The organism is Orlajensenia leifsoniae (genome assembly GCF_004570845.1).
GTDB classification, from domain to species: domain Bacteria; phylum Actinomycetota; class Actinomycetes; order Actinomycetales; family Microbacteriaceae; genus Orlajensenia; species Orlajensenia leifsoniae.
Window position 1 is genome coordinate 252,897 of record NZ_SPQZ01000002.1, and the last position, 23,605, is coordinate 276,501.

Genomic DNA, 23,605 nt, shown 5'->3' on the forward strand with positions numbered 1-23,605 from the left:
AGTTCTATCGTGGCCGTATGGAGACACTCGAGCACACGTTCTCGATCTCGGAAGCCGCTGAACGCACGGGCCTGACTGCCCACACGCTCCGCTACTACGAGCGAACAGGACTGATGCTGACCCCCGTCGACCGCGCGTCGTCGACCCACCGCCGCTTCACCGAGCAGGACATCACCTGGGTGTCCTTCCTCACGAAGCTCCGGGCCACGTCGATGCCGATAGCCCGCATCCGCGAGTACGTCGAACTCGTGCGCGACGGCGACGAATCGACGGCGTCACGGCTCGAGCTCCTGCTGCGCCACCGCATCACCGTGGTGGCCCAGCTCGCGGAGATGCAACGGTCACTGACCGCCATCGACGTCAAGATCGCCATCTATGAAGAGAAGGTCGCACACGCATGAAGCACGCAACACTCGGAACCCTCGACGTCTCCCGCCTCGGCCTCGGCTGCATGGGCATGTCGGCGTTCTACTCCGGTGCCGGAACCGATGAGGCCGAGTCGATCCGCACGATCCACCGCGCGATCGACCTGGGCATCACCTTCTTCGACACCGCCGAGATCTACGGCCCCTACGTCAACGAGGAACTCCTCGGCAAGGCTCTGGCCGACCGCCGCGACCAGGTCGTGGTCGCCACGAAGTTCGGCACCATCCTGCACCGCGGAGACGGCTCGCGCGGGCTCGACGGTTCTGCCGAGAACGTGCGGCTCTCCGTCGAGGGGTCGCTGAAGCGACTCGGCACCGATCACATCGACCTCTACTACCAGCACCGTATGGACCCCGGTGTCCCGATCGAGGAGACCGCCGGCGCTCTCGCCGAACTCGTCGCCGCCGGGAAGATCGGCCACTACGGGCTCTCGGAGGCCGCTCCCGACACGATCCGCCGCGCCCACGCCGTGCACCCCGTCACGGCCGTGCAGACCGAGTACTCGTTGTGGTCGCGCGACCCCGAGGCCGAGATCCTCCCCGTGCTGCGTGAGCTCGGCATCGGCTTCGTGCCGTACTCGCCGCTCGGACGCGGATTCCTCACCGGCGCCCTGCGCTCCGTCGACCAGCTCGAGCCTTCCGACTTCCGGCGTAGCAACCCGCGCTTCGAGGGCGAGAACTTCGATGCCAACCTGCGCATCGTCGACGCCGTCGAGCAGGTCGCGGCCGAGGTCGGCGCGACGCCGGCCCAGATCGCTCTGGCCTGGCTACTCGCTCAGGGCGACGACATCGCACCGATCCCCGGAACCAAGCGTGTCTCGAGGGTCGAGGAGAACGCGGGGGCGGATGCCGTGGAGCTGAGCGCGGCGCAGCTGAGCACCCTGAGCGACCTCCCGGCCCCCGTCGGCGACCGGTACGCGGACATGACGCCGCTCAATCGGTAGCCGATCGACGCCATCTGTGTCGGCAGAGCGGTGCTGCGGCGCGTAACGTAGAGAGAGGTGGTTTCGAGGCGTTCGTCTCGAGGGGCTGGTGCCACGCACGCGAGAGGTTTCGACTTGGACGAGGAATGCATTCACGGATTCGGACGTGGCGATTGCGCCGCGTGTTTTCCGGCGGCTCCGGTGGTCGTAGCACCCCCGGTGCGCAAGGCGAGGACCGCTCCGAAGTCATCGCTGCGTGAGCCCATCGGCGGCAGTGGCACGGCGTCTGCGAAGTCGCTCCGCCGCCCGCCCGTCGACGTCGGCGACCGGCGCATCTACCACGTGACCCATGTGGCGAACCTCGCCGGCATCGTCGCCCAGGACATGCTCGTGCCCGACGCCGGAGACGCGACGTCCGACACCGACGTCCAGGTGTTCTCGGCCGATGAGCGTGCAGCCCGCCGGAGCACGGCGGTACCGGGACGCGACACCGTCGTGGCCGATCACGTGCCGTTCAGCCTCACGCCGAACTCCAGCGCGTGGGAGAGCATCCGTGCCGGGATCGACGACCCCCGCATCGATCCGACGGCTGCGGCATCCGCGGCCTCGGAATTCGTGGTGCTGGTGAGCACCATCCGCGAGGCGCTTTCCGTGCAGGTGACGGATGACGGTATCTCGTCGACCGGCATCGTCGTCACCGACGGCTACGCGCCTGGGCCGCTCACCCGCTTCGCCACCACGTCGGATGACGTGCAGCGCATGCTCGTGGCGCTCGGCGACGAGGATGAGCCCGATGCCCTGCTCCGTGCCGAACTCCTTGCCCCCGGCGTCTTCCCGCTGGCCAGCATCACGCTGATCGGCGTCGCGAACGACAAGGTGCGTGACGAGGTGCGCGGCATCCTGCATGCAGCTGCCCACAAGCCCAAGGTCGCCGTGTACCCGCCGTGGTTCCAGGCGGCCGACGAGGTGCGCTACTGAGCTGACGGGCCGGCAACGAGAAGAGGGGCGGATCGTGTGATCCGCCCCTCTCGTCGTCTGTGCAGCCGTTACGCTCCGACGCCCACGATCCGCGGGTCGTGGAAGGTGGAGCCGAAGGCCCGCTCGCTCGCGCCGACGCGGTCGAGGTACGGCGTGAGGCCGCCCATCTGGAACGGGAAGCCCGCGCCGAGGATCATGCAGAGGTCGATGTCCTCTGCCGCCGCCACGACGTCGTCCTCGAGCATGCGGTGCACCTCGTCGGCCAGGCCGTCCTGCAGGCGCACGAGGATCTCCTCGGCCTGCATGGGCTCGGTGCCGCCGGCCACGATCTTCAGGGCGCCCTTATCGAAGCCCTTGACCTTGCCCTTGGAGTCCTTCTCGAGCAACGTGCCGTACTCGGCCAGCTCGTGCAGGTTCTCGCTGCGGTAGAAGCGGTCGGGGAACGCGGCGTGGTGCGTGTCGAGCACGTGGGCGCCGACCTTCAGTCCCACGAGGTCGAGCAGGGCCGACGGCGCCATGGGAAGCCCCAGTGGCGCCATCGCCTCGTCGACGACGGAGAACGGAGTGCCCCGGTCGACCGCGTACATCGCCTCGCCGAGCAGCTTGGCGAGAACACGGTTCACCACGAAGCCGGGAGTGTCAGCCGTGATGACGGCGTTCTTCCGCAGCTTCGCAGCCGTGACCATGGCCGTCGACAGCGTGGCGTCATCGGTGTGCGGGGTCTTGACGACCTCGATCAGGGGCATGACCGCCACCGGCGTGAAGAAGTGGAAGCCCACGAGGCGCTCCGGGTTCTTCAGCTTCGCACCGATCTGCTCGACGGAGAGCGACGAGGTGTTCGTGGCCAGCACGGCCTCGGGGGAGATGTACTGCTCCACCTCGGCGAAGACGTCCTGCTTGATGCCGAGCTCCTCGAAGACAGCCTCGATGACCCAGTCGCAGTCGGCGAAGTCGGCCTTGTCTGTCGTCCCGGTCACGAGGGCGCGCAGGCGGTTGGCCTCGTCGGACCCGATGCGGCCCTTGTCGGCCAGTTTCTGGATCTCGTCGTGGATGTACCCGATGCCCTTGTCGACGCGGGCCTGGTCGAGGTCGGTGATGACCACGGGCACCTGCAGGCGGCGCAGGAACAGCAGCGCGAACTGGCTGGCCATGTAGCCGGCGCCGAGCACGCCCACCTTGGTGACCTTCTTGGCGAGAGCCTTGTCGGGCGCACCGGCTGGGCGCTTGGCCCGCTTCTGCACCAGGTTGAAGGCGTAGATGGATGCCTGCAGCTGGTCTCCGGCGATCAGATCGGCGAGGGCGTCGTCCTCCAGAGCGAAGCACTCCTCCTTCGTACCGTTCTTGGCGGCCTTCAGCAGGTCGAGTGCGGCGTACGGCGACTTCGGGATGGTGCCGAGACGGCTCGCGACGGTGTCGCGGGCGATCTTGATGGCGATGTCCCACTTGGCGATGCGCTCGAGCTTGCCCGGGGCGTTCTTGCGAACGACCTTCTCGGTGCCGCTCAGCACGCCGTCGGCGAAGCGGATCGAGTCCTCGAGGAAGTTGACCGGCGAGAAGATGCGGTCGGCGATCCCGAGGTCGAAGGCGTCTTGGGCCTTCAGCGTGCGGTTCTGCTTCAGCGGGTTCTCGATGATCACCTTGAGGGCGTTCTCGATGCCGATCAGGTTGGGCAGCAGGTAGGTGCCGCCCCAGCCGGGGATGAGGCCGAGGAAGACCTCGGGCAGGGCCAGCGCCGCGGCGGACGAGTCGACGGTGCGGTAATCGGCGTTGAGCGGAAGCTCGACACCGCCGCCCAGGGCGAGGCCGTTGATGAACACGAACGACGGAACGCCGAGGGTGGCCTGCTTGCCGAGCACGTGGTGACCGAGCTGGGCCATCTTCTTGGCGATGTCGCGCGTCGGGATCTCGGCGATCTTCGACAGGTCGGCGCCGGCGGCGAGGATGAACGGCTTGCCCGTAGTCGCGACGGCGTGGATCTCGCCCTTCGCGGCCCGGTCGGCGAGGGCGTCGTAGGTGGCGCCCAGTTCCAGAAGGGATGCCGGACCGAAGGTGTTCGGACGCGTGTGATCGCGTCCGTTGTCGAGGGTCACGAGGGCGAGCGTGCGGCCGGAGGAGAGGGGGATGTCGCGCACGTAGGAGTGCGTGACGACCTCGTCATCGGTGAGGGCTGCCAGCTCGGAGAAGTCGATCGTCGAGTAGTCGGTCATGTCGGCTCAGCGGCCCTTTCCGTACTTCTTGTGGTGGGGGTTCTCCCAGATGACGCTTCCGCCCTGTCCGAGGCCGACGCACATGGCGGTCAGGCCGTAGCGCACCTCGGGGTGCTGCTCGAACTGGCGGGCGAGCTGGATCATCAGGCGCACGCCGCTGGCGGCGAGGGGGTGGCCGATGGCGATGGCGCCACCCCACTTGTTGACGCGCGGATCCTCGTCGGCGATGCCGAAGTGGTCGAGGAACGAGAGCACCTGCACGGCGAAGGCCTCGTTGAGCTCGAAGAGGCCGATGTCCTCGATCGACAGACCGGCGTTCTTCAGCGCGCGCTCCGTCGACGGGATCGGACCGATGCCCATGACCTCGGGCTCGACGCCGGCGAAGCCGAAGCTCACCATGCGCATCTTCGTCTGGAGGCCGAGTTCCTTGGCGGCGGCGGACGAGGCGAGGATCGACGCCGTGGCGCCATCCGTCAACGGAGACGCGTTGCCGGCCGTGACGCGACCGTGCGGGCGGAACGGCGTCTTGAGCGACGCCAGGCCCTCCATGGTCGTGTTCGGGCGCATGCCCTCGTCTTCGGTGGCGAGGCCCCAGCCGGCGTCACTGCGGAGCGACACCGGCACCAGGTCGGGCTGGATGTCGCCCGACGCGTATGCGGCGGCGACCTTCTGCTGGCTCAGCATGCCGAAGCGATCGGCGCGCTCCTTGGTGAGCGACGGGAAGCGGTCGTGCAGGCGCTCGGCGGTGTTGCCCATGTTGAGGGCGTCCGCCGCGACGAGCTTCTCGGAGAGGAAGCGCGGGTTGGGGTCGACGCCCTCGCCCATCGGGTGGCGGCCCATGTGCTCGACTCCACCGGCGATGACGACGTCGTACTGGCCGAAGGCGATGCCGGAGCCGCTCGTGGTGACGGCGGTCATGGCTCCGGCGCACATGCGCTCGATCGCGTAGCCGGGAACGGTGGTCGGGAGACCGGCGAGCAGCGCCGCCGTGCGGCCGAGGGTCAGTCCCTGATCGCCCTGCTGCGTCGTGGCCGCGATGGCCACCTCGTCGATACGGTCCTTCGGCAGACTGGTGTTCCGCTCCAGCAGTCCAACGATGGCCTTGACCACCAGATCGTCTGCTCGGGTGTTCCAGTACATGCCCTTTTCGCCTGCTCTGCCGAACGGGGTGCGTACCCCGTCGACGAACACGACATCAGCTCTTTCGGCCACTTCGCCTCCACTATCGGATCAGTCTTCCTTGATCCTAGGCAGGGCGCCGATGGCCACTGAATCGTTTGACAGAACCTACGAAAGGGCTTCCGTGCTCTGGTCGGGCTCTTGGTCAGCATCCACAAAGGCATCGGCGATCGCCTGTGAGGTTGCTGCAACCTGCCACGGTCGCGCGCCCAGTCTGGCGAGTTCGTCGGCGACGGATGCCGCGTCGATGACGACCGGGGGAGTCCAGGCCACGCGGCGCAGCAGGTCGGGCGTGAGCAGGTTCTCCATCGGGATGGAGCGCTCCTCGGAGATCACGGCCACGGCGGCCCGAGCGCCCTTGAGACGTGCATCGGCCTCGGGGTTCCTGTCGCTCCAGGCCCGAGGCGGAGGCAGGGTGTTGTCGCCGGCCTGCTTCATCACGGGAAGGTCGGTCGTGGTGAGGCCGGTCTCCACGGCCTGCCACCAGCGCTCGAGCTCCGAACGGCTGGCCCGCCCGGTGAACTCCCGCAGGTCGGCGAGGGCGCGTTTGGTGGTGGGCATCGCGCGGGCCACGGCGACGAGGGAGGCATCCGGAACCAGACGACCCGGAGCGATGTCGCGCTCCTGGGCGAGGGCGTCGCGGGCCAGCCACAGTTCCCGTGCGACCGCCAGGCTGCGCTGGCCGCGCAGGGCGTGCACACCGGAGAGCCGGCGCCACGGATCCGCCCGCACGGCCTTGACCTCGCGATCGAGGGTGGCCTGGAACTCCTCACCGGCGATGCCCCGCTTGCCGGAGTCGTCGAGCATGACGGCGAGGGCGTCGCGCAGGTCGACGAGCAGCTCGACGTCGAGGGCGGCGTACTCGAGCCAGGAGGCGGGAAGAGGACGCGTCGACCAGTCGGCCGCCGAGTGCTCCTTCGCCAGGTGGATGCCGAGAAGTTCCTCGACGACGGTTCCGAGCCCGACGCGCGGGAGGCCGAGCAGCCGTGCGGCGAGTTCGGTGTCGAAGATCACGGCGGGATCGAGCCCGACCTCGCGGAGGCAGGCGAGATCCTGGCTGGCGGCGTGCAGGACCCATTCGACGTCGGCGATTGCGTCGTCGAGTTCGGTCATGGCGCCGATGGCGGGAGGGTCGAACAGGAAGACGCCGGCGTCGCGGCGGAAGACCTGGATGAGATAGGCACGCTGCGAGTAGCGGAAGCCGCTCGCGCGCTCGGCGTCGATGGCGATCGGGCCCGTGCCGGCTGAGATCGAATCGACGGCGGCGAGGTACTCCTCACGCGTCTCGATGACGTGGCGGTCGCTCACTTGCCCGCCCGACGGGAGCGGATGGAGGTGACGCCGTCGGCTGCAGGAGGAAGGCCGGCGAGCATGCACAGCAGTTCGCTCCAACCCTCGACGTGCGCGGTGACGTCGTGCTCGAGCGGCGTCCAGGAGGCACGCAGTTCGATCTGGGCGCCATCGCCCTGACGGGCGAGTTCCCCGAAGCCCGACGAGAGGATCTTGGTGGCGGTTCCGGATGCCGCCGTGTACTTGGCGTTCCGGGTGTCGAGTGCGTCGACGAGCCAGGACCAGGCGACCTCCGCGAGGAACGGATCCGTGCCGATGTCGGTCTCGAGCGGAGCCTGGGCGAAGCAGACGACGCGGAAGGACCCGCCCCACGACTCGGGTTCCTCGGGGTCGTAGAGCAGTACGAACCGACCCGTGCCGAGCTCGGAGTCTCCGCCGTGGCGGGTGGGAGAGACGTCGGCGGCGAGGGCGACGGCCCACGGGGCGAGGCTCGACGGTGCCGCGATCTCGGAGATCACGAGCTCAGGGCGCGTTCGCGCCCGACGCACGGCATCGAGGGCCGCGGCGAACTCCGGGGGAGTCGGCGCTGGTCGGGTTTCGGACACGTGTGCAGACTAGAGTCTTTTCGCATCGGCGTCCTTCAGGCACGCCGACTGCTCGTCGGCGATGAAGGGGGCCCCGCGGATGCCGCAGGATGACGCCGACGCGCCCCGGTTCGCACGGCGTGTCGGAATCCTCGTCACGGGTATCGTGGCCGTCTCGTTCTGGATCGTCACGCTGCTCGGAGCGCTGGCGGTCGTGACCCGCTTCGTGCGGACGATCGTCGTTCCCCGAGCCAAGCGCACGGAGCCCGTGCGCGTGCGCGATGTCGATCTGGCTCGCGGTGAGATCGAGTTCGACGCCGACGGCGACTCCCGTACTCCCGGCCGATACAGCTTCTGGTTCGACGACGACGAGGGGCACGCCAGGGTCGGCGACATCACCGGCGGCGGCGCCGTCACGGTGACGCGGCGCATCATCGGCGTGGACTTCGGCGACCTGAGGGGTGTGAGCCGCGGCAGGCTAGGCAGCTGGTTCCACCTGGCTCCCGGCGAGTTCGGGCATCCGTACTCCGATGTCACCATCGAGACCGAACGCGGCCCCGCCCCGGCCTGGCTCATCCCGGCCGCCGAGCCGACCGACCGCTGGGTCGTGATGGTGCACGGGTGGGGTGGCCGGCGACCGGAGTGCCTGCGCGCCGTGGAGACGTTCCATCGCGCCGGCTACACCTGCCTCATCGTGTCGTACCGCAACGACGGTGAGGCACCCGACAGCGCCGACGGCCGCTACGGCCTCGGCGACACCGAGTGGCGGGACGTCGAGAGCGCCCTGCTCTTCGCTGGGGAGCACGGCGCCGGGGGCGTGGTGCTCGCCGGCTGGTCGATGGGCGGCGCCATCTCGCTGCAGACGGTGCTGCGCTCAGGACATGCGGCATCCGTCACCGGTATCGTCCTCGATTCGCCAGCCGTGGACTGGCACGACATCCTCGCGTTCCAGGGCACGCTCAACCGCCTGCCCGAGCCGATCACACGCACGGTCGTGAGGACCCTCGGGAACGGGTGGGGGCGCACGATCAGCGGCCTGGCCACCCCGATCGACTTCGCCCGCCTCGACGTGCTCGGGCAGGCTGATCGGCTGAGGGTGCCCATCCACATCCTGCACAGTCGCGATGACGGCTTCGTGCCGCACAATGGCTCGGCCCGTCTGGCGGCACTCCGCCCCGACATCGTCAGCTACGACGAGTGGGGAGTCGCGCGGCACGCCAGGCTGTGGAACTACGATTCCGACCGCTGGGATCGCAGCGTCAGTGGGTGGTTGACCGGCCTCGAGGGCTGACCACGACGGACGGCGAACGGCGGACGCCTGCGGACGCAGTTGGACCGAGGGTGGACCGAGGCTGGCGGATGCCGCGGGCTCAGGCCGCGGCGCGCTCCCGCAGCTGGCGCTTGGCGCGGCCGAGCAACGCCGTCATGCCCCGGATGCGCAGGGGCGAGACCGCCTCGGTGAGGCCGATGGTCAGCGGGAAGTCGTCGGGAATCGCGAGGACCTGCTCGACGGTCAGAGAGTCGAGTCCCTGGGCGAGGATGGACGCGAACCCCCGGGTGGTGGGGGCTTCGCGCGGAGCCGTGGCGTAGAGGTGCACGAGGCCGTCCTCCACCTCCACGAAGATGAAGACCGGCGACTGGCACTCCTCGACCCGTTCGAACAGGTCGGGGTGATCCCGGTAGCGCTCGGGAAGCTCCGGGAGTTCGTTGGAGAACTCGAGCAGCATCTGCAGGCGATCGGGCACTGCGAGCGCCAGGAAGTCGTCTCGGATCTCGGCGAGCTGGTCGGGAAGGGGGATCTCGTTCATCATGTCAATCCTCCCACTTCCCGACGCAGACATCGTCGGCAGGCGAGGCGTCGCGGTCAGACGCGGGCTGCGGGTGCCTCGCCCGGTTCGGTGCCCGTGACGATGGGAACCCGCACGGCGGAACCCCACTCGGTCCAGGAGCCGTCGTAGTTTCGCACGTTGTCGAATCCCAGCAGGTGGGTGAGGACGAACCACGTGTGGCTCGAGCGCTCGCCGATGCGGCAGTAGGCGATCACGTCGTCACCTGCCTGGAGCCCGGCCTCGCCGAGGTAGATGTCGTCGAGTTCGGCGCGGGTCTTGAACGTCGCGTCGGGTGCTGCGGCACGAGCCCAGGGCACTGACGCCGCCGAGGGGATGTGTCCGGCGCGCAGCGCTCCCTCCTCGGGGTACGCCGGAGCCGTGGTGCGCTCGCCGCTGTACTCCTCCGGGGATCGCACGTCGATGAGCGGGTTGCCGAAGTGGGCCAGCACGTCGTCCTTGAAGGCGCGGATGGTGGCGTCGTCGCGGTCGACGACGGGGTACTCGACGGCAACGGGAGTCGTGGCATCCGTCGTCGTCTCGCGTCCCTCGGCGATCCAGAGGTCGCGTCCACCGTCGAGCAGGCGCACGTCCTCGTGGCCGAACAGGGTGAAGACCCAGAGGGCGTACGCGGCCCACCAGTTGTTCTTGTCGCCGTAGATGACGACGGTCGTGTCCCGGGCGATTCCCTTCGAGCCCAGCAGGGCGGCGAAGCGCTCGCCGTCGATGTAGTCGCGGGTGACGCCGTCGTTGAGGTCCGTGTGCCAGTCGATCTTCACGGCGCCGGGGATGTGGCCGGTCTCGTACAGGAGGACGTCCTCGTCGGACTCCACCACGACGAGTCCGGGGCGGTCGAGGTTCTCGGCGAGCCAGGCCGTGGAGACGAGTCGCTCCGGGTGGGCGTAGGCGCTGAACTTCGGCGACGGGTCGGAATCGACGGTCATGGGGAACCTCCTGGGTGAGCCTGGTCAGGCGGGGGATGAGGGGAAGCGGATTAGGCTGGTGGTCTGTCCGCTCTCCAACCTACGCGGCGTACGAAGGCGACTGCAGTCGTCGCGCAACGAACAGAAACGAAACCTCGAACGCATGTCTCCGGCACGCCCTGTCATCCGCCTGACCGACCGTTCACCGAGCATCACCGGGGCCGAGATCGCTGCGGAGCTCGTTCCGCCACCCCAGTTCGAGCACGCGTCGTTCGAGTCCTATCGTCCCGACCCGAACTACCCGTCGCAGCTCGAGGCCGTCGAGGCCCTGCACGAGTTCGCGGGCGTCTGGAGGGCGCAGCGCCCCGGCGGGTTCTTCTCACGCAACCGCAAGCCCAAGGCCGCCCTGCCCGGCATCTACCTCGACGGCGGCTTCGGCGTCGGCAAGACCCACCTGCTCGCCGCCCTGTGGCACCAGGCGCCCGGGCGGAAGTACTTCGGCACCTTCATCGAGTACACCGCCCTCGTCGGCGCACTCGGCTACGCCCCGACGGTCAAGCTGCTCACGGGCACCCAGCTCATCTGCATCGACGAGTTCGAGCTCGACGACCCGGGCGACACCATGCTCATGACCCGTCTGCTCGGTGAGCTGATGGCCACGGGCACCCAGGTGGCCGCCACCTCGAACACGCCGCCGAACGCCCTCGGCGAGGGCCGCTTCGCCGCCTCCGACTTCCTGCGGGAGATCCAGGCTCTGTCGGCGCAGTTCCGCACCATCCGCATCGACGGACTGGACTACCGCCGTCGCGATGTCGAGGGCTCCGCCGTCAGCGTCGACGACGATGCGCTCGGCCGCATGGTCGCCGGCATGGGGGAGAAGGGCGAGCGTGTGTCGCTCGACACCTTCGACGGCCTCATGGCGCACCTCGCGACAGTGCATCCGTCGAAGTACGTCAAGGTCATCGATGCGCTCGACGTCATCGCCCTCAGCGGGGTGCATGAATTGCACGATCAGACGGATGCCCTGCGTCTCGTGGCATTCATCGACCGCGTGTACGACGCGGAGATCCCCATCATCGCGAGCGGATTCCCCCTCAGCGAGGTCTTCGACGAGACCATGCTCGCCGGTGGCTATCGCAAGAAGTACCTGCGCGCGATGTCTCGCCTCATCGCCCTCACGACGGGCGAACTCCCTCCGCACGACTGACCTCGCAGGATCTCCCAGCCGACCACCAGCATCCGTCGGGAGATTTCCGGGCGGCGCGAAACACGATGTTTACGAACGGGCGGTTCACGTAACAGACCCGAAACATCCGAATCTCTCCGACGAAACGTGCCACGTCAAAACTGACGTCTACACACCGGTGGAGCCGCAGGCGGTTGCCTGGTGTCCCGAGCACAGACCCCAAGGGAGACCATTCGTATGTTGTTGACTGCAGCAGCCGACTACGACGCGGCCACGAGCGTTAACTCGCTCTGGCTGCTCGTCGCAGCGGCACTCGTTCTTCTCATGACGCCCGGCGTCGCATTCTTCTACGGCGGGATGGTGAAAGCCAAGAGCGTCATCTCGATGATGATGATGAGCTTCGGCGCCATGGCGCTGGTCGGCGTGCTCTGGGTGCTCTACGGCTACGGACTCGCGTTCGGCACGCCGCTCATCCCCGGCATCGTCGGCAACCCCTTCGACGGCTCGATCGGCCTCACCAGCCTCCTCGGCCTGGGTGAGGGTGGCGCGATGGACCCCGACCTGCCCGGCCTGGCGTTCGCCGGCTTCCAGGCGACCTTCGCCATCATCACCGTCGCCCTGATCTCGGGTGCGATCGCCGACCGCGCGAAGTTCGGTGCGTGGATCGTCTTCGCGGCCATCTGGGTCACGCTCGTCTACTTCCCCGTCGCCTTCATGGTCTTCAACCTCGCCGAGGGCTGGGCTCCGGTCTGGGGAGTCAACGACTTCGCCGGTGGAACCGCCGTCCACATCAACGCCGGTGCAGCAGCACTCGCCCTCGCGCTGGTCCTCGGCAAGCGCGTCGGATTCCAGAAGGGCATCCAGAAGCCGCACAACGTGCCGCTCACCCTGCTCGGTGCCGCCCTGCTCTGGTTCGGCTGGTTCGGCTTCAACGCCGGCTCCGAGGCCGCTGTCGACGGTGTCGCCGCGATCGCCTGGATCAACACCCTCGCAGCGCCCGCCGCCGCCATCCTCGGCTGGCTCATCGTCGAGAAGATCAAGGACGGCAAGCCGACGGCGATCGGTGCGGCATCCGGTGCCGTCGCGGGTCTCGTCGCCATCACCCCCGCCTGTAACATCCTGACGCCGTTCTGGGCCATCGTCCTCGGCATCCTCGCCGGTGCCGTCTGCGCCATCGCAATCGACCTCAAGTTCAAGCTCGGCTTCGACGACTCGCTCGACGTCGTCGGCATCCACCTGGTCGGCGGCCTCATCGGAACGCTGTACATCGGCATCTTCGGCGCCGGCATCGGCCTCATCGACACCGGCTCGTTCGAGCAGCTCTGGAAGCAGTTCGCCGCAGCGTTCGTCGTGATGGTCTACTCCTTCGTCATGGCCTTCGCCATCGGCTGGATCATCCAGAAGACCATGGGCTTCCGGATCACCAACGAGGACGAGGTGGCTGGAGTCGACACGATCGTTCACGGCGAAGAGGGCTACGCACTCGAGACCGTGTAACACGGATCACCGCCACGGAACCTGGCGGTGCGGGGCGGTGGAGGAGACTCCACCGCCCCTTTCCGTGCGCCTTGCTAGGGTGCGAGGGTGGCGTCATCGAATGGGATCCCGGCCTTCCTCGCAAGCGTGGGACGGATGCTGCGCGGACAACGCGGCGCAGACGTTCCCGTCTCCTCCGCCGGCCCCCACCCGGTTCGGGAGGGCAGTTCCTCCGCCACGGTCGAAGTCGACCCGCGCAGCGTCGGAGCCGTGCGCATGACGTACTCGCCGACGACGGATGGCGATCCCGATCCCGGAGAGATCGTGTGGACGTGGGTGCCCTACGAGGAGAACGACGGGCGCGGCAAGGACCGTCCTGTCGTGATCGTCGCCGCGGAGCCTGCGGGAACGCTGCTGGCGGCCCAGCTCACCAGCAGAGACCACGGAGGCGAGCGCGACTTCGTGGAACTCGGAGTAGGACCGTGGGACGCCGAGGGGCGGGCGAGCTGGGTGAACATCGATCGCATCTTCCGAGTGAGCCCAGCCGGGATGCGCCGGGAGGCTTCCGCCCTCGATCAGCGGCGCTACGAACTCGTCGAGCGCGCTCTGCGGGCGAGGTACGGCTGGAGCTGACCCGACCTCGGTGCGGTGGGCCATCGGATTCCGGGGGCCCGCCTCGGAGGCCCCTCAGTCGGCGAGCGTCACCGGAGCCGTGTACTTCTCGCCATCGCGGACGTAGTCGACGGTGACCGTGTCGCCGGCTTCGCTGGTGAGCTGGACATGGGTGAGCACGTCGAGATTCGCTGCGGATCGTCCGTTCACGGCAGTGATGACGTCGCCCGGTCGGATGCCGGCTTCATCCGCAGGGCCACCGGCGATGGTGGATTCCACGAACAGGCCGTACTCGACTCCGAAGTGGTCGGCCACGGCATGGGGAATGGGAATGAGGTCGGCACCGATGTTCGGGTACGTCACCTTCCCGTGCTCGATGAGCTGGTGGGCGAGCGGGATGGCGATCGCCTGGGGGATCGCGAATCCGATTCCGACGCTGCCCGTGCTGCTCTGACCTCCGGCTCCGGAGACGGAGGAGATAGCCGTGTTCACCCCGACGAGACGGCCACGGCAGTCGACGAGCGCTCCTCCGGAGTTGCCGGGGTTGATGGACGCGTCAGTCTGGATCGCTCCGACGAGGATGGCGTTGCGGTCGTCATCGCTCGGTACGGGCACGGTGCGGCCCAGTGCACTGACGATGCCCGTGGTGACGGTGCTGTACAGGCCGAGCGGGGCACCGAGGGCGACCACGGGCTGACCCACGGAGAGGGATCCCGAGTCGCCCTCGTCGATGACTTGGAAGTCCTCGTCACTGTCGACCTTGACGACGGCGAGATCCGTCTTCGGGTCCCGGCCGACGATGGTCGCGGGCAGCTCGTGGCCGTCGCTGAAACGCACGGTGACAGTCCCCGACGCTGCAGCCGATGAGATAACGTGATTGTTCGTGAGGATGTAGCCGTCTTCGGTGATGACCTGGCCGCTCCCGTTGCCGGAACCGACCACTATGGTCACGATGGAGGGCAGGACACGGTTCGCCACCGACTCGGCGTCGCAGGCCCCACGGCCGGACGCCAGAGCGGAGGCGGTGACGGTTCCGGCGATGAACCCGCCGGCGACGAGGACCAGCGCCGCCAGGACGCCGACGGACACGATCAGCCAGCGGGGCAGGTTGGGCTTCGCCGGAGCATCCGCGTCACCCGCAGGTGGTGCCTGGGTGTCCGCAGGAGTATCAGCCCCGCCGTCCGATGAGCTCTGGTCGTCGTGGTCCATCATCAGCCCTTCTCGAGTGTGCGATCAGGCTAGCGGTCACCGTTCGGGTTCAGTCGCGAGGCGCGGGGCTGAGCTGTAGCGTCAGCGCCCGTGCCCGTGCCCGTCGTCGACTCGCCGGGTATCGCGGGTGGGCCGTCGGAGACCTCGTACCAGACGAGTGGTGTGACCTCCCACAGGGTGGCAGTGGTGCTCGGATTCCAGGTTCGGAATGTTTGAACGTCGCCGCCGGGGATGATGGGTTGGTCGGAGTCGAGCTGCACGGACTGGATGCTGTCCGGATGCGGTGATCTGAATGTGAGCGTTTTCGTATCCCGAGGTCCGAGCCTCACCTGCTGCCCCGTGCGGGGTTTCTGACGTGGGTCGGCGCCGTCGAAGTCGGGTCTCACGGTGACGGTGACCGTGGCGGTTCTCGTGGCAGGGTTCGTGACACGGATCTCGATGGTGCGATCAGCGTGAAGGACGTGGATGCCGGTGATGCTGGCGCCTTGGATGGCGAACTTGGCTGTGTCGGTTCGAACGTCGACAGCGGCAGCCACCCAATGCCGGGCAGGTCGAGCCATGACGGGTCTCCTCGTTGAGGTAGTGACCAGCATCCTCTTATCGGCGACAGCGGGCAATCACCGTGTCCTCGGCGTTCCCGGAGGCGCCCTTGGCTGGAGATGGCGTCTCCGAGAGACAGAAAGCCCCCGGAAGGCCGGGGCTCATCGACGGGCGAGCCGAGGCTCGCCCGTCCGCAGGGAGGTTCGGCGTATGGGTTGACGGTCGCCGCGAACTGGGGTGAGCATGGGCGGCCGTGGCCCGGATACCGTGATCGAACACCTGCTACCTCGAGGACCACCGATGCCCCACCTGCGCCGCCCACTCATCCATGCCGTCGCAGTGCTCGCGGTTGTCGGGATCCTCACCGCATGCTCCACCGGGTCACGTGCCAAGGTCCCAGTGGCGGAATCCTCAACCGCAGCAGGTGAAGCTGTCGCTTCCGATGCCGATCTGGACGCAGCGAATCAGAAAGCGTTGGACGTGTACGTGGAAGCGGAACGCGCCACCATCCCGACACTGTTGAAGATGTATCCAGGCATGTACTCGACGGTGGACATCACCGGGTCGCTGGAAGAGCAGGACGGCACCAAGGGTCTACCTGCCGGAAAGTACTCGGTTGTCTTCTTCGACTACACGTACGCACAGGCCATGGACTGGACGGCGACATCGGAGGGTCTTGACGCCCAACGCCCAGCCATCGACACCCTCTGCGACACAACACTGTTCCCCGCCATGAAGAAGGTGGGGGTGACCGGGTCGATGAGCGTCGTCTACACATACAGCGACAATCAGAACGAGTTCGAGCCGATGTGGAGCCACACCTGCACCGACCAGTAGGGCGTGCACCCTCGCCGAAAGCTGGTTGTGGTCACGGGCCGATTTCGAAGCGTGGTGACCGGCCGGCAAATGAAGAACTCCCTCGGATTTCCGAGGGAGTTGGGAGTGGGCGATACCGGACTCGAACCGATGACCTCTTCCGTGTGAAGGAAGCGCGCTACCAACTGCGCCAATCGCCCATCGCTGCAGGGTTTCCCGTGCCGCGGATACCGATACTAGCCGACGGATGGCGGGGGACGCACATCGACGCACGGTTGACGCTGGCATGCAGCATCCGTTGAACGGATGCTCAGCTTGGACACGCCCGGAGCCTGCTCGTTTTGTATGCGGCGACGGTTTCGGTTATTGTCGTTCTTGTTGCAGAAATGCAGCAGCGAGACTGCGAGAGCAGTTACGCGGATGTGGCGCAGTGGTAGCGCATCACCTTGCCAAGGTGAGGGTCGCGAGTTCGAATCTCGTCATCCGCTCGAAAAGGATCGGGCGCAAGCCCGGTTCATTTTCATGGAGTGAACCCGCACGGTGGATTGGCCGAGAGGCGAGGCAGCGGCCTGCAAAGCCGTATACACGGGTTCGAATCCCGTATCCACCTCCAAGTTGAGATCGCAGATCCCAGCCTTGGGCGATTGGCGCAGCGGTAGCGCGCTTCCCTGACACGGAAGAGGTCACTGGTTCGATCCCAGTATCGCCCACAGACAAGCAGTTCGAATCCTCGGGTTCGAGCTGCTTTTTGTTTGCCCGTGAGGCGTTGGCGCACCACCTCAACAGTGGGGGTGCGTCAGCGGCTGGGGTCGTCGGCGGGCTGACATAGACTTTCCCCGCGAGCCGCCGCTCGATCCGTTTCCGCACCGCCGCGGCGGAGTCGCGAAGTGGCCGGCCTCAGTCGAAGGAGGCACCGATGGCGGGGTTCGCGTCATGGTTGTTCGGCCTTCCCGCGCAGCAGCCGGCCGAGTACCGCAAGCTCACCCGCATCCGCGAGCGTGTCTATACGACCGTCGCCGAGCTGACGGCGGAGATCGTGCGCTCGCCCGAGCCGATCCCGTTCGCCGAGCTCGATCGCTCGGCGTTCAGGCCGCTGAAGCCCGGGACGCACTGGGGCAAGGTGTTCGACTGCGCCTGGCTGCGCATCACGGGCGAGGTGCCCAGCGGAGCCGAGAACGCCGTCCTGCTGCTCGGCATCCGCGGCGAGGGGCTCGTTCACTCCGCCGAAGGCGAGCTGCTCGACTCGGTGAGCACGGTGTTCCAGCAGGGCGACCTGCCGCAGAGCGGCGGGCAGTACCGGCCCGTGCGGAACGTCGACCTGAGCACCGGCGATGTCGAAATCTACGCCGACGTCACCTACAACGGCTGGATCCTCTACGAAGTAGGTCGAGCCGTGTACCACGGCGCCCGGCTCGCCACCCGCGACGACGAGGCCTACGCCCTCTACTACGACTACCTCACCCTCGTGGTGCTCGCCGGGGCGACCGACGATGCCACGCTCGAGAAAGAGGTGCGGCGGGCTCTCGCCGCCGCCTACGCCCGCTTCGATGCCGGAGATGTCGCCGGCGCCCGCGCCGTGCTCGCCGATCAGCTGGCGCGGCCATCGACGAGCGACTTCGTCTACAGTGCCGTCGGCCACGGCCACCTCGACATGGCGTGGCTCTGGCCGCTGCGCGAGACCCGGCGCAAGTCGGCCCGCACCTACGTGCGGGCGCTGAACACGATCGACCAGCGGGACGACTACATCTACGGCACCAGCCAGCCGCAGCAGATGGCGTGGACGAAGGAGCGGCATCCGGCCCTCTTCGAACGGATGGGGCAGGCCGTCGCATCCGGACGCCTCGAGTTGCAGGGCTCCTTCTGGGTCGAACCCGACACGAACCTGCCGTCGGGGGAGTCGCTGGTGCGCCAGGCGACCGTGGGCCGGCGCTTCCTGCAGGACGAGTTCGGGCTGACGGACGAGCAGCTGCGCCTGTGCTGGCTGCCCGACACGTTCGGCTACAACGGCAACCTGCCGCAGATCCTCCGCGGAGCCGGCATGGACTGGTTCCAGACCATCAAGCTGGCGTGGAACAAGGTCAACGACTTCCCGCACCGCACCTTCCACTGGCAGGGCATCGACGGCTCGAGCGTGCTCGTGCACATGCCGCCCGAGGGCGATTACAACAGCCGCGGCGCGGCCGACAACCTGCTCACCGGGCTCGCCAAGTACCCCGAGCGGGCCCTGAACACGGCGCTGCTCGTCTACGGCTCGGGCGACGGCGGTGGTGGGCCCAACGAGATCCATCACGAGGTCACCCGGCGCGAGCAGAGCCTGCGCGGGCTTCCGAAGGTGGAGTACTCCTCGGCCGGGGACTTCTTCCGTGCCCTCGAGAAGCGCGACGTCGCCCACACCCACGTCGGCGAGCTCTACCTCGAGACCCATCAGGGCACGTACACGACGCAGGCGCAGATCAAGCGCCACAACCGGCTGGTGGAGCGGAAGCTCCACGAGGTCGAGGCGCTGGCCGTGCTCGTCGGAGACGACAGTCGGCCCGTGCTCGAGGAGCACTGGCGCGAGGTGCTGTTGAACCAGTTCCACGACATCATCCCCGGCTCGTCGATCGCTCGCGTGAACCGTGAGGCCATCGCCACCTACGAGCGCATCGAGCGCGAGCTCGACGCCTACGCCGACGTCCTCGTCGCCCAGCTCCCGAGGCGCGACGACGAGGCCACCGCGCTGAATCTCACCAGCCTGCCGCGCGACGAGCACGTGAAGGTCGACGGCTCCTGGCACCGGGCGGTGGTGCCGCCGTATGCGGCCGCTGCGCTGACGCCCGCCGGTGACTTCTTCGAGCTCGCATTCACAGCCGACACGCTGAGCAACGGCATCCTGACCCTTCGTTTCGACGACACGGGAACCATCGTGTCGTGCCTGGATGCCACCGGTTCGGAGCACGCGGGCGACGGTCTCAACAGGCTCGTCGTGCACAAGGACCCGTACGTGTGGCCGTTCAACGCCTGGGACATCAACCCCGACTACGTGAAGAGGGCGCCGCGGGTGCTGAAGGTCACGAGGGTCGAGAGCTTCGTCGACGGCGCGACCGTCGTGCGGCGGCAGCTCTACCGTGGTCGCACCGTGACGGTCGAACAGCGCGTCGTGCTCGAGGTGGGCAGCGACGTCGTGCGCTTCGAGACCATCGTCGAATGGCAGGAGCGGCACCGGATGCTCCGGGCCGAGTTCCGGCCGGCCCACTTCGGCGACTCCGTGAAGTGCGAGATCCAGTTCGGCCACATCGAGCGGGTGACGACCGAGCGCGACTCCGTCGAGGCGGCGCAGTTCGAGGTGTGCGCGCACAAGTGGATCGCCACCGAGGACGCCAGCGGTGGATTCGCCCTGCTCAACGACAGCAAGTACGGGCACCGAGCCAAGAACGGCCTGCTGAGCCTCAACCTGCTGCGTGCTCCCACCTACCCCGACAAGACCGCCGACCGCGGTCGGCACCGCTTCACCTACGCGTTCTGCCCGTTCGAGAAAGACGACATCGAGAAGGTCGTCCGTGAGGGCTACAGGCTCAACAACCCCCTGCGCATCACGGACGGCGCAGCCTTCGACAGTCTCGCGACGGTGACGGATGCCGCCGTCATCGTCGAGACCGTCAAGCGCGCGGAGCAGGGCGACGGAGTCGTGCTCCGCCTCTACGAGAGCCTCGGGCGCGCCACCACGACGCAACTCCGGGTGAGCCTGCCGCATGGTGCCGCCCACGAGACCGACCTGCTCGAACGGCCCACGGCCGACACCGACCTCGCGCGGCTGGAGTTCCGACCGTTCGAGATCAAGACCATCCTGCTGGAGCCCGCCCCATGACAGTCACCGCAGATCAGACCGCCACACCGGCGATCCCGCTGCGCACCCAGAGCCTCGCCGTCGTCACCGCCGGTTTCGGGCAGAACATCGTGCTCACCACGGTCTCGACGTTCATCCTCGTCTACCTGCTGCAGTACGCGGGCATCAGCACCGCCGGGCTCGCCGTGGTCACCATCATCATCACGGTCTCGAAGATCATCGACGCGATCCTCGACCCGGTGATGGGCAGCATCATCGACATGACGCGGACCCGCTGGGGCAAGCTCCGGCCGTACATCCTGTTCTCCGCGGCGCCGGTGGCCCTGCTCTCCGGGCTGCTGTTCACCATCCCCGACGTCGCCGAGCCGCTCAAGCTCGTCTACTTCGGCGTCTGCTACATGCTCTGGAGCCTCGCCTACACGGTCTGCGACGTGCCGTTCTGGGGGCTCATCGGCTCGGCGTTCACCGACCCTGCAGCGCGCACCCGCGTGATCGGGATGGTGCGGGCGTTCGGCGCGATCGCCCTCGGGCTCGCGACACTCGGGATGCCGTGGCTCGCCCGCCTGTTGAGCTTCGGTCCCGAGACCACGAGTGCCGGCTGGTCTCTCGCCGTGTTCATCACCTCGATCCTCGGCATGGGCGTCTTCCTCCTCGCCTTCTTCTTCACCCGCGAACGCCAGACCACGGCGGCATCCACCGGCCTCACCATGCGTCAGCTGCTGTCGACGCTGGTGCACAACACGCCGCTGCTCATGGTGCTGCTCGGCTCGGTGCTCGGCTTCGGACGCTTCATCGTGCAGGCGGGCGGTGCGGTGTTCGTGGTGATCGCCTACGGCAACGAGGGAACCTTCACACTCGTCGGTGCCGCCATCATCCTCGGCATGGTGATCTCCTCCTTCACCACGCCGCTGCTGCTGCGCCGCACGTCCGCACGCACGCTCGTCGTGGTGAGCACCCTGATCGCCGCCGTGCTGTACGCGGCGATGTACCTAGTCGGCTACTCGAACCTCGTTGCCATCCTCGTGTTCATCTTCCTGACCGGGCTCACCCTGGGCATCTTCCTCGTCACCCAGGCGACCATGATCGCGGACTCGGTCGACGACGCTGAGCGCCGCCTCGGGGTGCGCAACGACGGCATCTCCTTCGCCGGGCTCACGTTCGCCTCGAAGATCATGAACGCTCTCGCGGTTCTCGTCTTCGGCGTGTTCGTCGTCTTCGCGGGCTACGAGGCCGGCGTGGACGTCACGGACTCGATGCAGAACACGGTCTTCGCTGCGATCACGTTGGTGCCGGCAGTGAGCTGCCTGATCTCGGTGATCCCCTTCCTGTTTTACCGGGTGGGCGGATCGGCGGCATCCGTGAGCCCCGAGTGATCCGCTGACACCTCGCCGACCGCGTCACGGAGCACGCATCAGGTAGTCGTCGACCGACAGCACGACCGGGGCGTTCGTGGCCGAGCTGGACACGTAGGTGCTCACTCCCGTCGACCCGGCCGCTTGGAGCGGTCCGGTCGAGTCCGTGATCGAGCGGTGCCAGACCGAGGGCTCCGGTGTACCCGACTCCCAGATCCTGGCCTGGATCGTCGTCGGCGAGGTTCCGGTGACCCGCATCCGAACGAGCAGTTGGTCGCCAGCGGCGAACGCGACTCCGGGAACGAGCACGGCCGCCTGGATCGTGGCGCCGACGCCGATGGGGTTCTCCCGTGTCAGCGCGAGCGTCACTTGACCCGTCGACTTGATGATGGCCTGCGCCCGGTAGGAGCCCACACCGACGATGCGGCGACCGTGCGTCACGATGTAGATGCCGCCGCCCGTCGCCGGCTTGTCCGCCGAGATCCGGTAGAGCAAGTCGGTCGTCGTCGAGGTTGCTGATGGCAGGTAGGCGTCCAGGGTTCCGCCCGCCTTCGCATGGCGGATGACGCCGACGCCCCCGGCCACCTGGAAGGCCGTGGACGCACCGCTCAAGGTCCACGCTCCGCCGGTGTCCGCAGTCCCGAACCCGTTCGCGACGGTGCGTGCGAAGGCGTCGGAGGCGTAGGTGATCGGCCCGCCGGGCAGGGAGACGGTCACCGGATGCGTGACGGTGTTCACCGCTCCGTCGTCATCGGTGACGGTCAGCGAGATCGTGTAGGTGCCGGATACGGCGTAGCTGTGCGTGGCGATCGTCCCGGTGCCGGTCGTGCCGTCCCCGAAGTTCCAGGCGCTGGACGCGATGGTGCCGTCGGAATCGGTCGAGGAGGAGGCATCCGCTGTGCAGGCGAGGTCGGTGCAGTTCGCCGTGAATGCGGCGACGGGGGATTCGTTCGGGGTCGAGGATCCCTGACGGATGACGAACGCGTCGGAGTAGTTCGCGCCGGCGGCGGGCTGGAAGCCGGCACTCAGCTGGGTCGCATCCGCCGTGACGAGCAGGGAGCCCCAGGTGGGCGAGGAGTTGAGGCCCGATGAGGCGGCGAAGTATTGGGCCTCGGAATCCGAGGCGGAGACGTCTCGCAACGGAGTTCCGCCGGTGCCGACGGTGGCGAACACGGTGCCGGCGCCAGCGGCGAGGTCGTTGTCGGGGTCGGCCACGCAGGCTGCGGTGTACGTACCGGGCACCAACGCCGAGCAGCCGCCGCGCAGAGCGAGTTGCTTGGTTCGTTGGTAGAGGTGCTCGTGTCCGTTGAGGACCAGGTCGACGCGCTTGCTGATCAGGAGATTCGTGAGATCTGCCGTGTCGCAGGAGTACTGCCCGAGGGACAGACACGGTTTGTGAGCGCTGACCACCACCCAGGGGATGCCGGCTGCCCTCGCGCTGTCGATGGCCGCAGCAGTCCACTGGTAGCGGGCGGAGCCTGCGGCGTAGGTCCACAGGCCGTCGGGGAAGGTCAGCCCGGGCGAGATCTGGATGAACCGCACGAGAGGTGTCTGCTGGGGGACGTCGACGTAGTACTGGCGCCCGTAGGTCCCGATGGCTCCGGGCAACTGGTTCGGGAGGCAGGCCGAGAAGCTGTCGATGTTCCCGTTGAGACCGTTGCTCTCGTGGTTTCCCGCGACGAGTTCGAAGGGGAATCCTGCGCCGGTTCGGCTGGTCACGTAGTCGCACCACACCTGTTCGGGATCACTCGTGTAGGCGAGGTCGCCGAGCGCCAGGTGCAGGTCGGGCCCGATCGAGTCGATCTGGTTCAGGACGGCCGATGTCTGGGTGGTCGAGTTGAGGTCGCCCGAGGCGGTGAAGCTCACCGAGCTCGCCGTCGTCGGCGCGATCTCGGCGGGTTGCACCCCGGTGGCGACCAGCAATCCTGCTGCCAGCGCTGCGCCGGCGAAACCCGCGGTGAACGATCGTGATGCACTCATGCGATGCTCCTTGCACGTCGGGAAGAGTTCGTGGCAAGGCGACTGCGCGCCGATCCTCGTCGATCGGCATCTCGGGCGTCTTTCCTGCAGGATAGACCTCCCGGGACCGCGCCGACAGGGGAACTCGTGGAGATCGGGCGGATCCGATGGCCTCCTGCCGCATGTTGTCCGCACGTTTCGGATCGGTGAACATCTCGTGGAGGATGGGCGCACCACCCTTGTCGCCCAGCGCTCGGGGGCGCAGACTGACGCACGACCGATCGATCTGGATTC

Annotated in this window: 19 protein-coding genes and 4 tRNA genes; 13 read left to right on the plus strand and 10 right to left on the minus strand. The window is 67.6% G+C overall.

What is annotated here, in order from left to right:
* The first annotated feature begins 17 nt into the window (after positions 1-17).
* The 3 genes from E4M00_RS05260 (at position 18) to E4M00_RS05270 (ending at position 2,326) form a co-directional block, all read left to right on the plus strand.
* Positions 18-401: a MerR family transcriptional regulator gene (locus E4M00_RS05260; RefSeq protein WP_056163465.1), complete on the plus strand. Its 384-nt coding sequence runs from the start codon at positions 18-20 to the stop codon at positions 399-401.
* The gene (locus E4M00_RS05265; protein ID WP_135119431.1) at positions 398-1,369 is read left to right on the plus strand and encodes an aldo/keto reductase; all 972 of its coding nucleotides are present in this window, start codon (positions 398-400) and stop codon (positions 1,367-1,369) included. The genes E4M00_RS05260 and E4M00_RS05265 overlap by 4 nt, the downstream gene beginning before the upstream one ends.
* 180 nt (positions 1,370-1,549) lie before the next feature.
* Complete coding sequence (locus E4M00_RS05270) at positions 1,550-2,326, plus strand: DarT ssDNA thymidine ADP-ribosyltransferase family protein (protein WP_167756829.1); 777 nt, start codon at positions 1,550-1,552, stop codon at positions 2,324-2,326.
* Between the two features lie 68 nt (positions 2,327-2,394).
* Here the strand turns inward: E4M00_RS05270 and E4M00_RS05275 are convergent, their stop codons facing one another.
* The 4 genes from E4M00_RS05275 to E4M00_RS05290 form a co-directional block, all read right to left on the minus strand.
* The gene (locus E4M00_RS05275; RefSeq protein ID WP_135119433.1) at positions 2,395-4,533 is read right to left on the minus strand and encodes a 3-hydroxyacyl-CoA dehydrogenase NAD-binding domain-containing protein; all 2,139 of its coding nucleotides are present in this window, start codon (positions 4,531-4,533) and stop codon (positions 2,395-2,397) included.
* 6 nt (positions 4,534-4,539) lie between these two features.
* Complete coding sequence (locus E4M00_RS05280; RefSeq protein WP_056163454.1) at positions 4,540-5,745, minus strand: thiolase family protein; 1,206 nt, start codon at positions 5,743-5,745, stop codon at positions 4,540-4,542.
* Between the two features lie 75 nt (positions 5,746-5,820).
* Positions 5,821-7,020, minus strand: a complete 1,200-nt coding sequence (locus E4M00_RS05285; RefSeq protein WP_135119434.1) for a ribonuclease D — start codon at positions 7,018-7,020, stop codon at positions 5,821-5,823.
* A complete protein-coding gene (locus E4M00_RS05290; RefSeq protein ID WP_055818108.1) occupies positions 7,017-7,607 on the minus strand; it encodes a DUF3000 domain-containing protein in 591 nt (196 codons plus the stop codon). Before E4M00_RS05290 ends, E4M00_RS05285 begins: the two co-directional genes overlap by 4 nt.
* 79 nt (positions 7,608-7,686) lie before the next feature.
* Here E4M00_RS05290 and E4M00_RS05295 point away from each other — a divergent pair, with 79 nt between their 5' ends.
* On the plus strand, positions 7,687-8,877 hold the full coding sequence (locus E4M00_RS05295; RefSeq protein WP_167756830.1) for an alpha/beta hydrolase family protein: 1,191 nt from the start codon (positions 7,687-7,689) through the stop codon (positions 8,875-8,877).
* A gap of 79 nt (positions 8,878-8,956) precedes the next feature.
* Here E4M00_RS05295 and E4M00_RS05300 read toward each other — a convergent pair whose 3' ends face one another.
* Together E4M00_RS05300 and E4M00_RS05305 are read right to left on the minus strand one after the other, a co-directional pair.
* Positions 8,957-9,394 (minus strand): SufE family protein, encoded by a 438-nt coding sequence (locus E4M00_RS05300; RefSeq protein ID WP_135119954.1) that lies wholly within the window; start codon positions 9,392-9,394, stop codon positions 8,957-8,959.
* A 56-nt stretch (positions 9,395-9,450) separates the two neighbouring features.
* A complete protein-coding gene (locus E4M00_RS05305; protein ID WP_135119436.1) occupies positions 9,451-10,356 on the minus strand; it encodes a sulfurtransferase in 906 nt (301 codons plus the stop codon).
* Positions 10,357-10,498: 142 nt separating this feature from the next.
* Between E4M00_RS05305 and zapE the strand changes: the two genes are divergently transcribed.
* The 3 genes from zapE (at position 10,499) to E4M00_RS05320 (ending at position 13,630) form a co-directional block, all read left to right on the plus strand.
* Complete coding sequence (gene zapE / locus E4M00_RS05310) at positions 10,499-11,542, plus strand: cell division protein ZapE (protein WP_135119437.1); 1,044 nt, start codon at positions 10,499-10,501, stop codon at positions 11,540-11,542.
* A 216-nt stretch (positions 11,543-11,758) separates the two neighbouring features.
* Positions 11,759-13,018, plus strand: a complete 1,260-nt coding sequence (locus E4M00_RS05315; RefSeq protein WP_056163434.1) for an ammonium transporter — start codon at positions 11,759-11,761, stop codon at positions 13,016-13,018.
* 87 nt (positions 13,019-13,105) lie between these two features.
* The gene (locus E4M00_RS05320; protein WP_240036863.1) at positions 13,106-13,630 is read left to right on the plus strand and encodes a type II toxin-antitoxin system PemK/MazF family toxin; all 525 of its coding nucleotides are present in this window, start codon (positions 13,106-13,108) and stop codon (positions 13,628-13,630) included.
* Positions 13,631-13,684: 54 nt separating this feature from the next.
* Here the strand turns inward: E4M00_RS05320 and E4M00_RS05325 are convergent, their stop codons facing one another.
* Together E4M00_RS05325 and E4M00_RS05330 are read right to left on the minus strand one after the other, a co-directional pair.
* Entirely contained in the window at positions 13,685-14,821 is a 1,137-nt protein-coding gene (locus E4M00_RS05325; RefSeq protein ID WP_240036865.1) for a S1C family serine protease, read from the minus strand.
* 26 nt (positions 14,822-14,847) lie between these two features.
* A complete protein-coding gene (locus tag E4M00_RS05330; RefSeq protein WP_135119438.1) occupies positions 14,848-15,378 on the minus strand; it encodes a hypothetical protein in 531 nt (176 codons plus the stop codon).
* A 280-nt stretch (positions 15,379-15,658) separates the two neighbouring features.
* On the opposite strand from E4M00_RS05330, the gene E4M00_RS05335 reads away from it, so the two are divergent.
* Positions 15,659-16,195 carry a hypothetical protein gene (locus tag E4M00_RS05335; protein WP_135119439.1) on the plus strand — a complete coding sequence of 179 codons (537 nt, stop codon included), beginning with the start codon at positions 15,659-15,661 and terminating at the stop codon, positions 16,193-16,195.
* A 106-nt stretch (positions 16,196-16,301) separates the two neighbouring features.
* Here E4M00_RS05335 and E4M00_RS05340 read toward each other — a convergent pair.
* A tRNA-Val gene (locus tag E4M00_RS05340) sits at positions 16,302-16,374 on the minus strand.
* Between the two features lie 216 nt (positions 16,375-16,590).
* Here E4M00_RS05340 and E4M00_RS05345 point away from each other — a divergent pair.
* From E4M00_RS05345 to E4M00_RS05365, 5 genes are all read left to right on the plus strand, one after another.
* Positions 16,591-16,662: transfer RNA gene (locus E4M00_RS05345), tRNA-Gly, on the plus strand.
* Between the two features lie 51 nt (positions 16,663-16,713).
* A tRNA-Cys gene (locus E4M00_RS05350) sits at positions 16,714-16,787 on the plus strand.
* Between the two features lie 25 nt (positions 16,788-16,812).
* Positions 16,813-16,884, plus strand: a tRNA-Val gene (locus E4M00_RS05355).
* A 206-nt stretch (positions 16,885-17,090) separates the two neighbouring features.
* On the plus strand, positions 17,091-20,021 hold the full coding sequence (locus tag E4M00_RS05360) for an alpha-mannosidase (protein ID WP_135119440.1): 2,931 nt from the start codon (positions 17,091-17,093) through the stop codon (positions 20,019-20,021).
* Positions 20,018-21,373 carry an MFS transporter gene (locus tag E4M00_RS05365; RefSeq protein WP_135119441.1) on the plus strand — a complete coding sequence of 452 codons (1,356 nt, stop codon included), beginning with the start codon at positions 20,018-20,020 and terminating at the stop codon, positions 21,371-21,373. The genes E4M00_RS05360 and E4M00_RS05365 overlap by 4 nt, the downstream gene beginning before the upstream one ends.
* Positions 21,374-21,397: 24 nt before the next feature.
* Here E4M00_RS05365 and E4M00_RS18165 read toward each other — a convergent pair whose 3' ends face one another.
* Positions 21,398-23,332: a PKD domain-containing protein gene (locus E4M00_RS18165; protein ID WP_135119442.1), complete on the minus strand. Its 1,935-nt coding sequence runs from the start codon at positions 23,330-23,332 to the stop codon at positions 21,398-21,400.
* Positions 23,333-23,605 lie beyond the last annotated feature (273 nt).

What these genes read in the sequence shown, in the direction of transcription:
- E4M00_RS05360 (WP_135119440.1), top strand. Translation starts at nt 17,091, where the DNA reads ATGGCGGGGTTCGCGTCATGGTTGTTCGGCCTTCCCGCGCAGCAGCCG.
- E4M00_RS05260 (WP_056163465.1), top strand. Translation starts at nt 18, where the DNA reads ATGGAGACACTCGAGCACACGTTCTCGATCTCGGAAGCCGCTGAACGC.
- E4M00_RS05275 (WP_135119433.1), bottom strand. Translation starts at nt 4,533, where the DNA reads ATGACCGACTACTCGACGATCGACTTCTCCGAGCTGGCAGCCCTCACC.
- zapE (WP_135119437.1), top strand. Translation starts at nt 10,499, where the DNA reads ATGTCTCCGGCACGCCCTGTCATCCGCCTGACCGACCGTTCACCGAGC.
- E4M00_RS18165 (WP_135119442.1), bottom strand. Translation starts at nt 23,332, where the DNA reads ATGAGTGCATCACGATCGTTCACCGCGGGTTTCGCCGGCGCAGCGCTG.
- E4M00_RS05365 (WP_135119441.1), top strand. Translation starts at nt 20,018, where the DNA reads ATGACAGTCACCGCAGATCAGACCGCCACACCGGCGATCCCGCTGCGC.
- E4M00_RS05305 (WP_135119436.1), bottom strand. Translation starts at nt 10,356, where the DNA reads ATGACCGTCGATTCCGACCCGTCGCCGAAGTTCAGCGCCTACGCCCAC.
- E4M00_RS05295 (WP_167756830.1), top strand. Translation starts at nt 7,687, where the DNA reads ATGCCGCAGGATGACGCCGACGCGCCCCGGTTCGCACGGCGTGTCGGA.
- E4M00_RS05330 (WP_135119438.1), bottom strand. Translation starts at nt 15,378, where the DNA reads ATGGCTCGACCTGCCCGGCATTGGGTGGCTGCCGCTGTCGACGTTCGA.
- E4M00_RS05325 (WP_240036865.1), bottom strand. Translation starts at nt 14,821, where the DNA reads ATGATGGACCACGACGACCAGAGCTCATCGGACGGCGGGGCTGATACT.
- E4M00_RS05315 (WP_056163434.1), top strand. Translation starts at nt 11,759, where the DNA reads ATGTTGTTGACTGCAGCAGCCGACTACGACGCGGCCACGAGCGTTAAC.
- E4M00_RS05335 (WP_135119439.1), top strand. Translation starts at nt 15,659, where the DNA reads ATGCCCCACCTGCGCCGCCCACTCATCCATGCCGTCGCAGTGCTCGCG.
- E4M00_RS05265 (WP_135119431.1), top strand. Translation starts at nt 398, where the DNA reads ATGAAGCACGCAACACTCGGAACCCTCGACGTCTCCCGCCTCGGCCTC.
- E4M00_RS05300 (WP_135119954.1), bottom strand. Translation starts at nt 9,394, where the DNA reads ATGAACGAGATCCCCCTTCCCGACCAGCTCGCCGAGATCCGAGACGAC.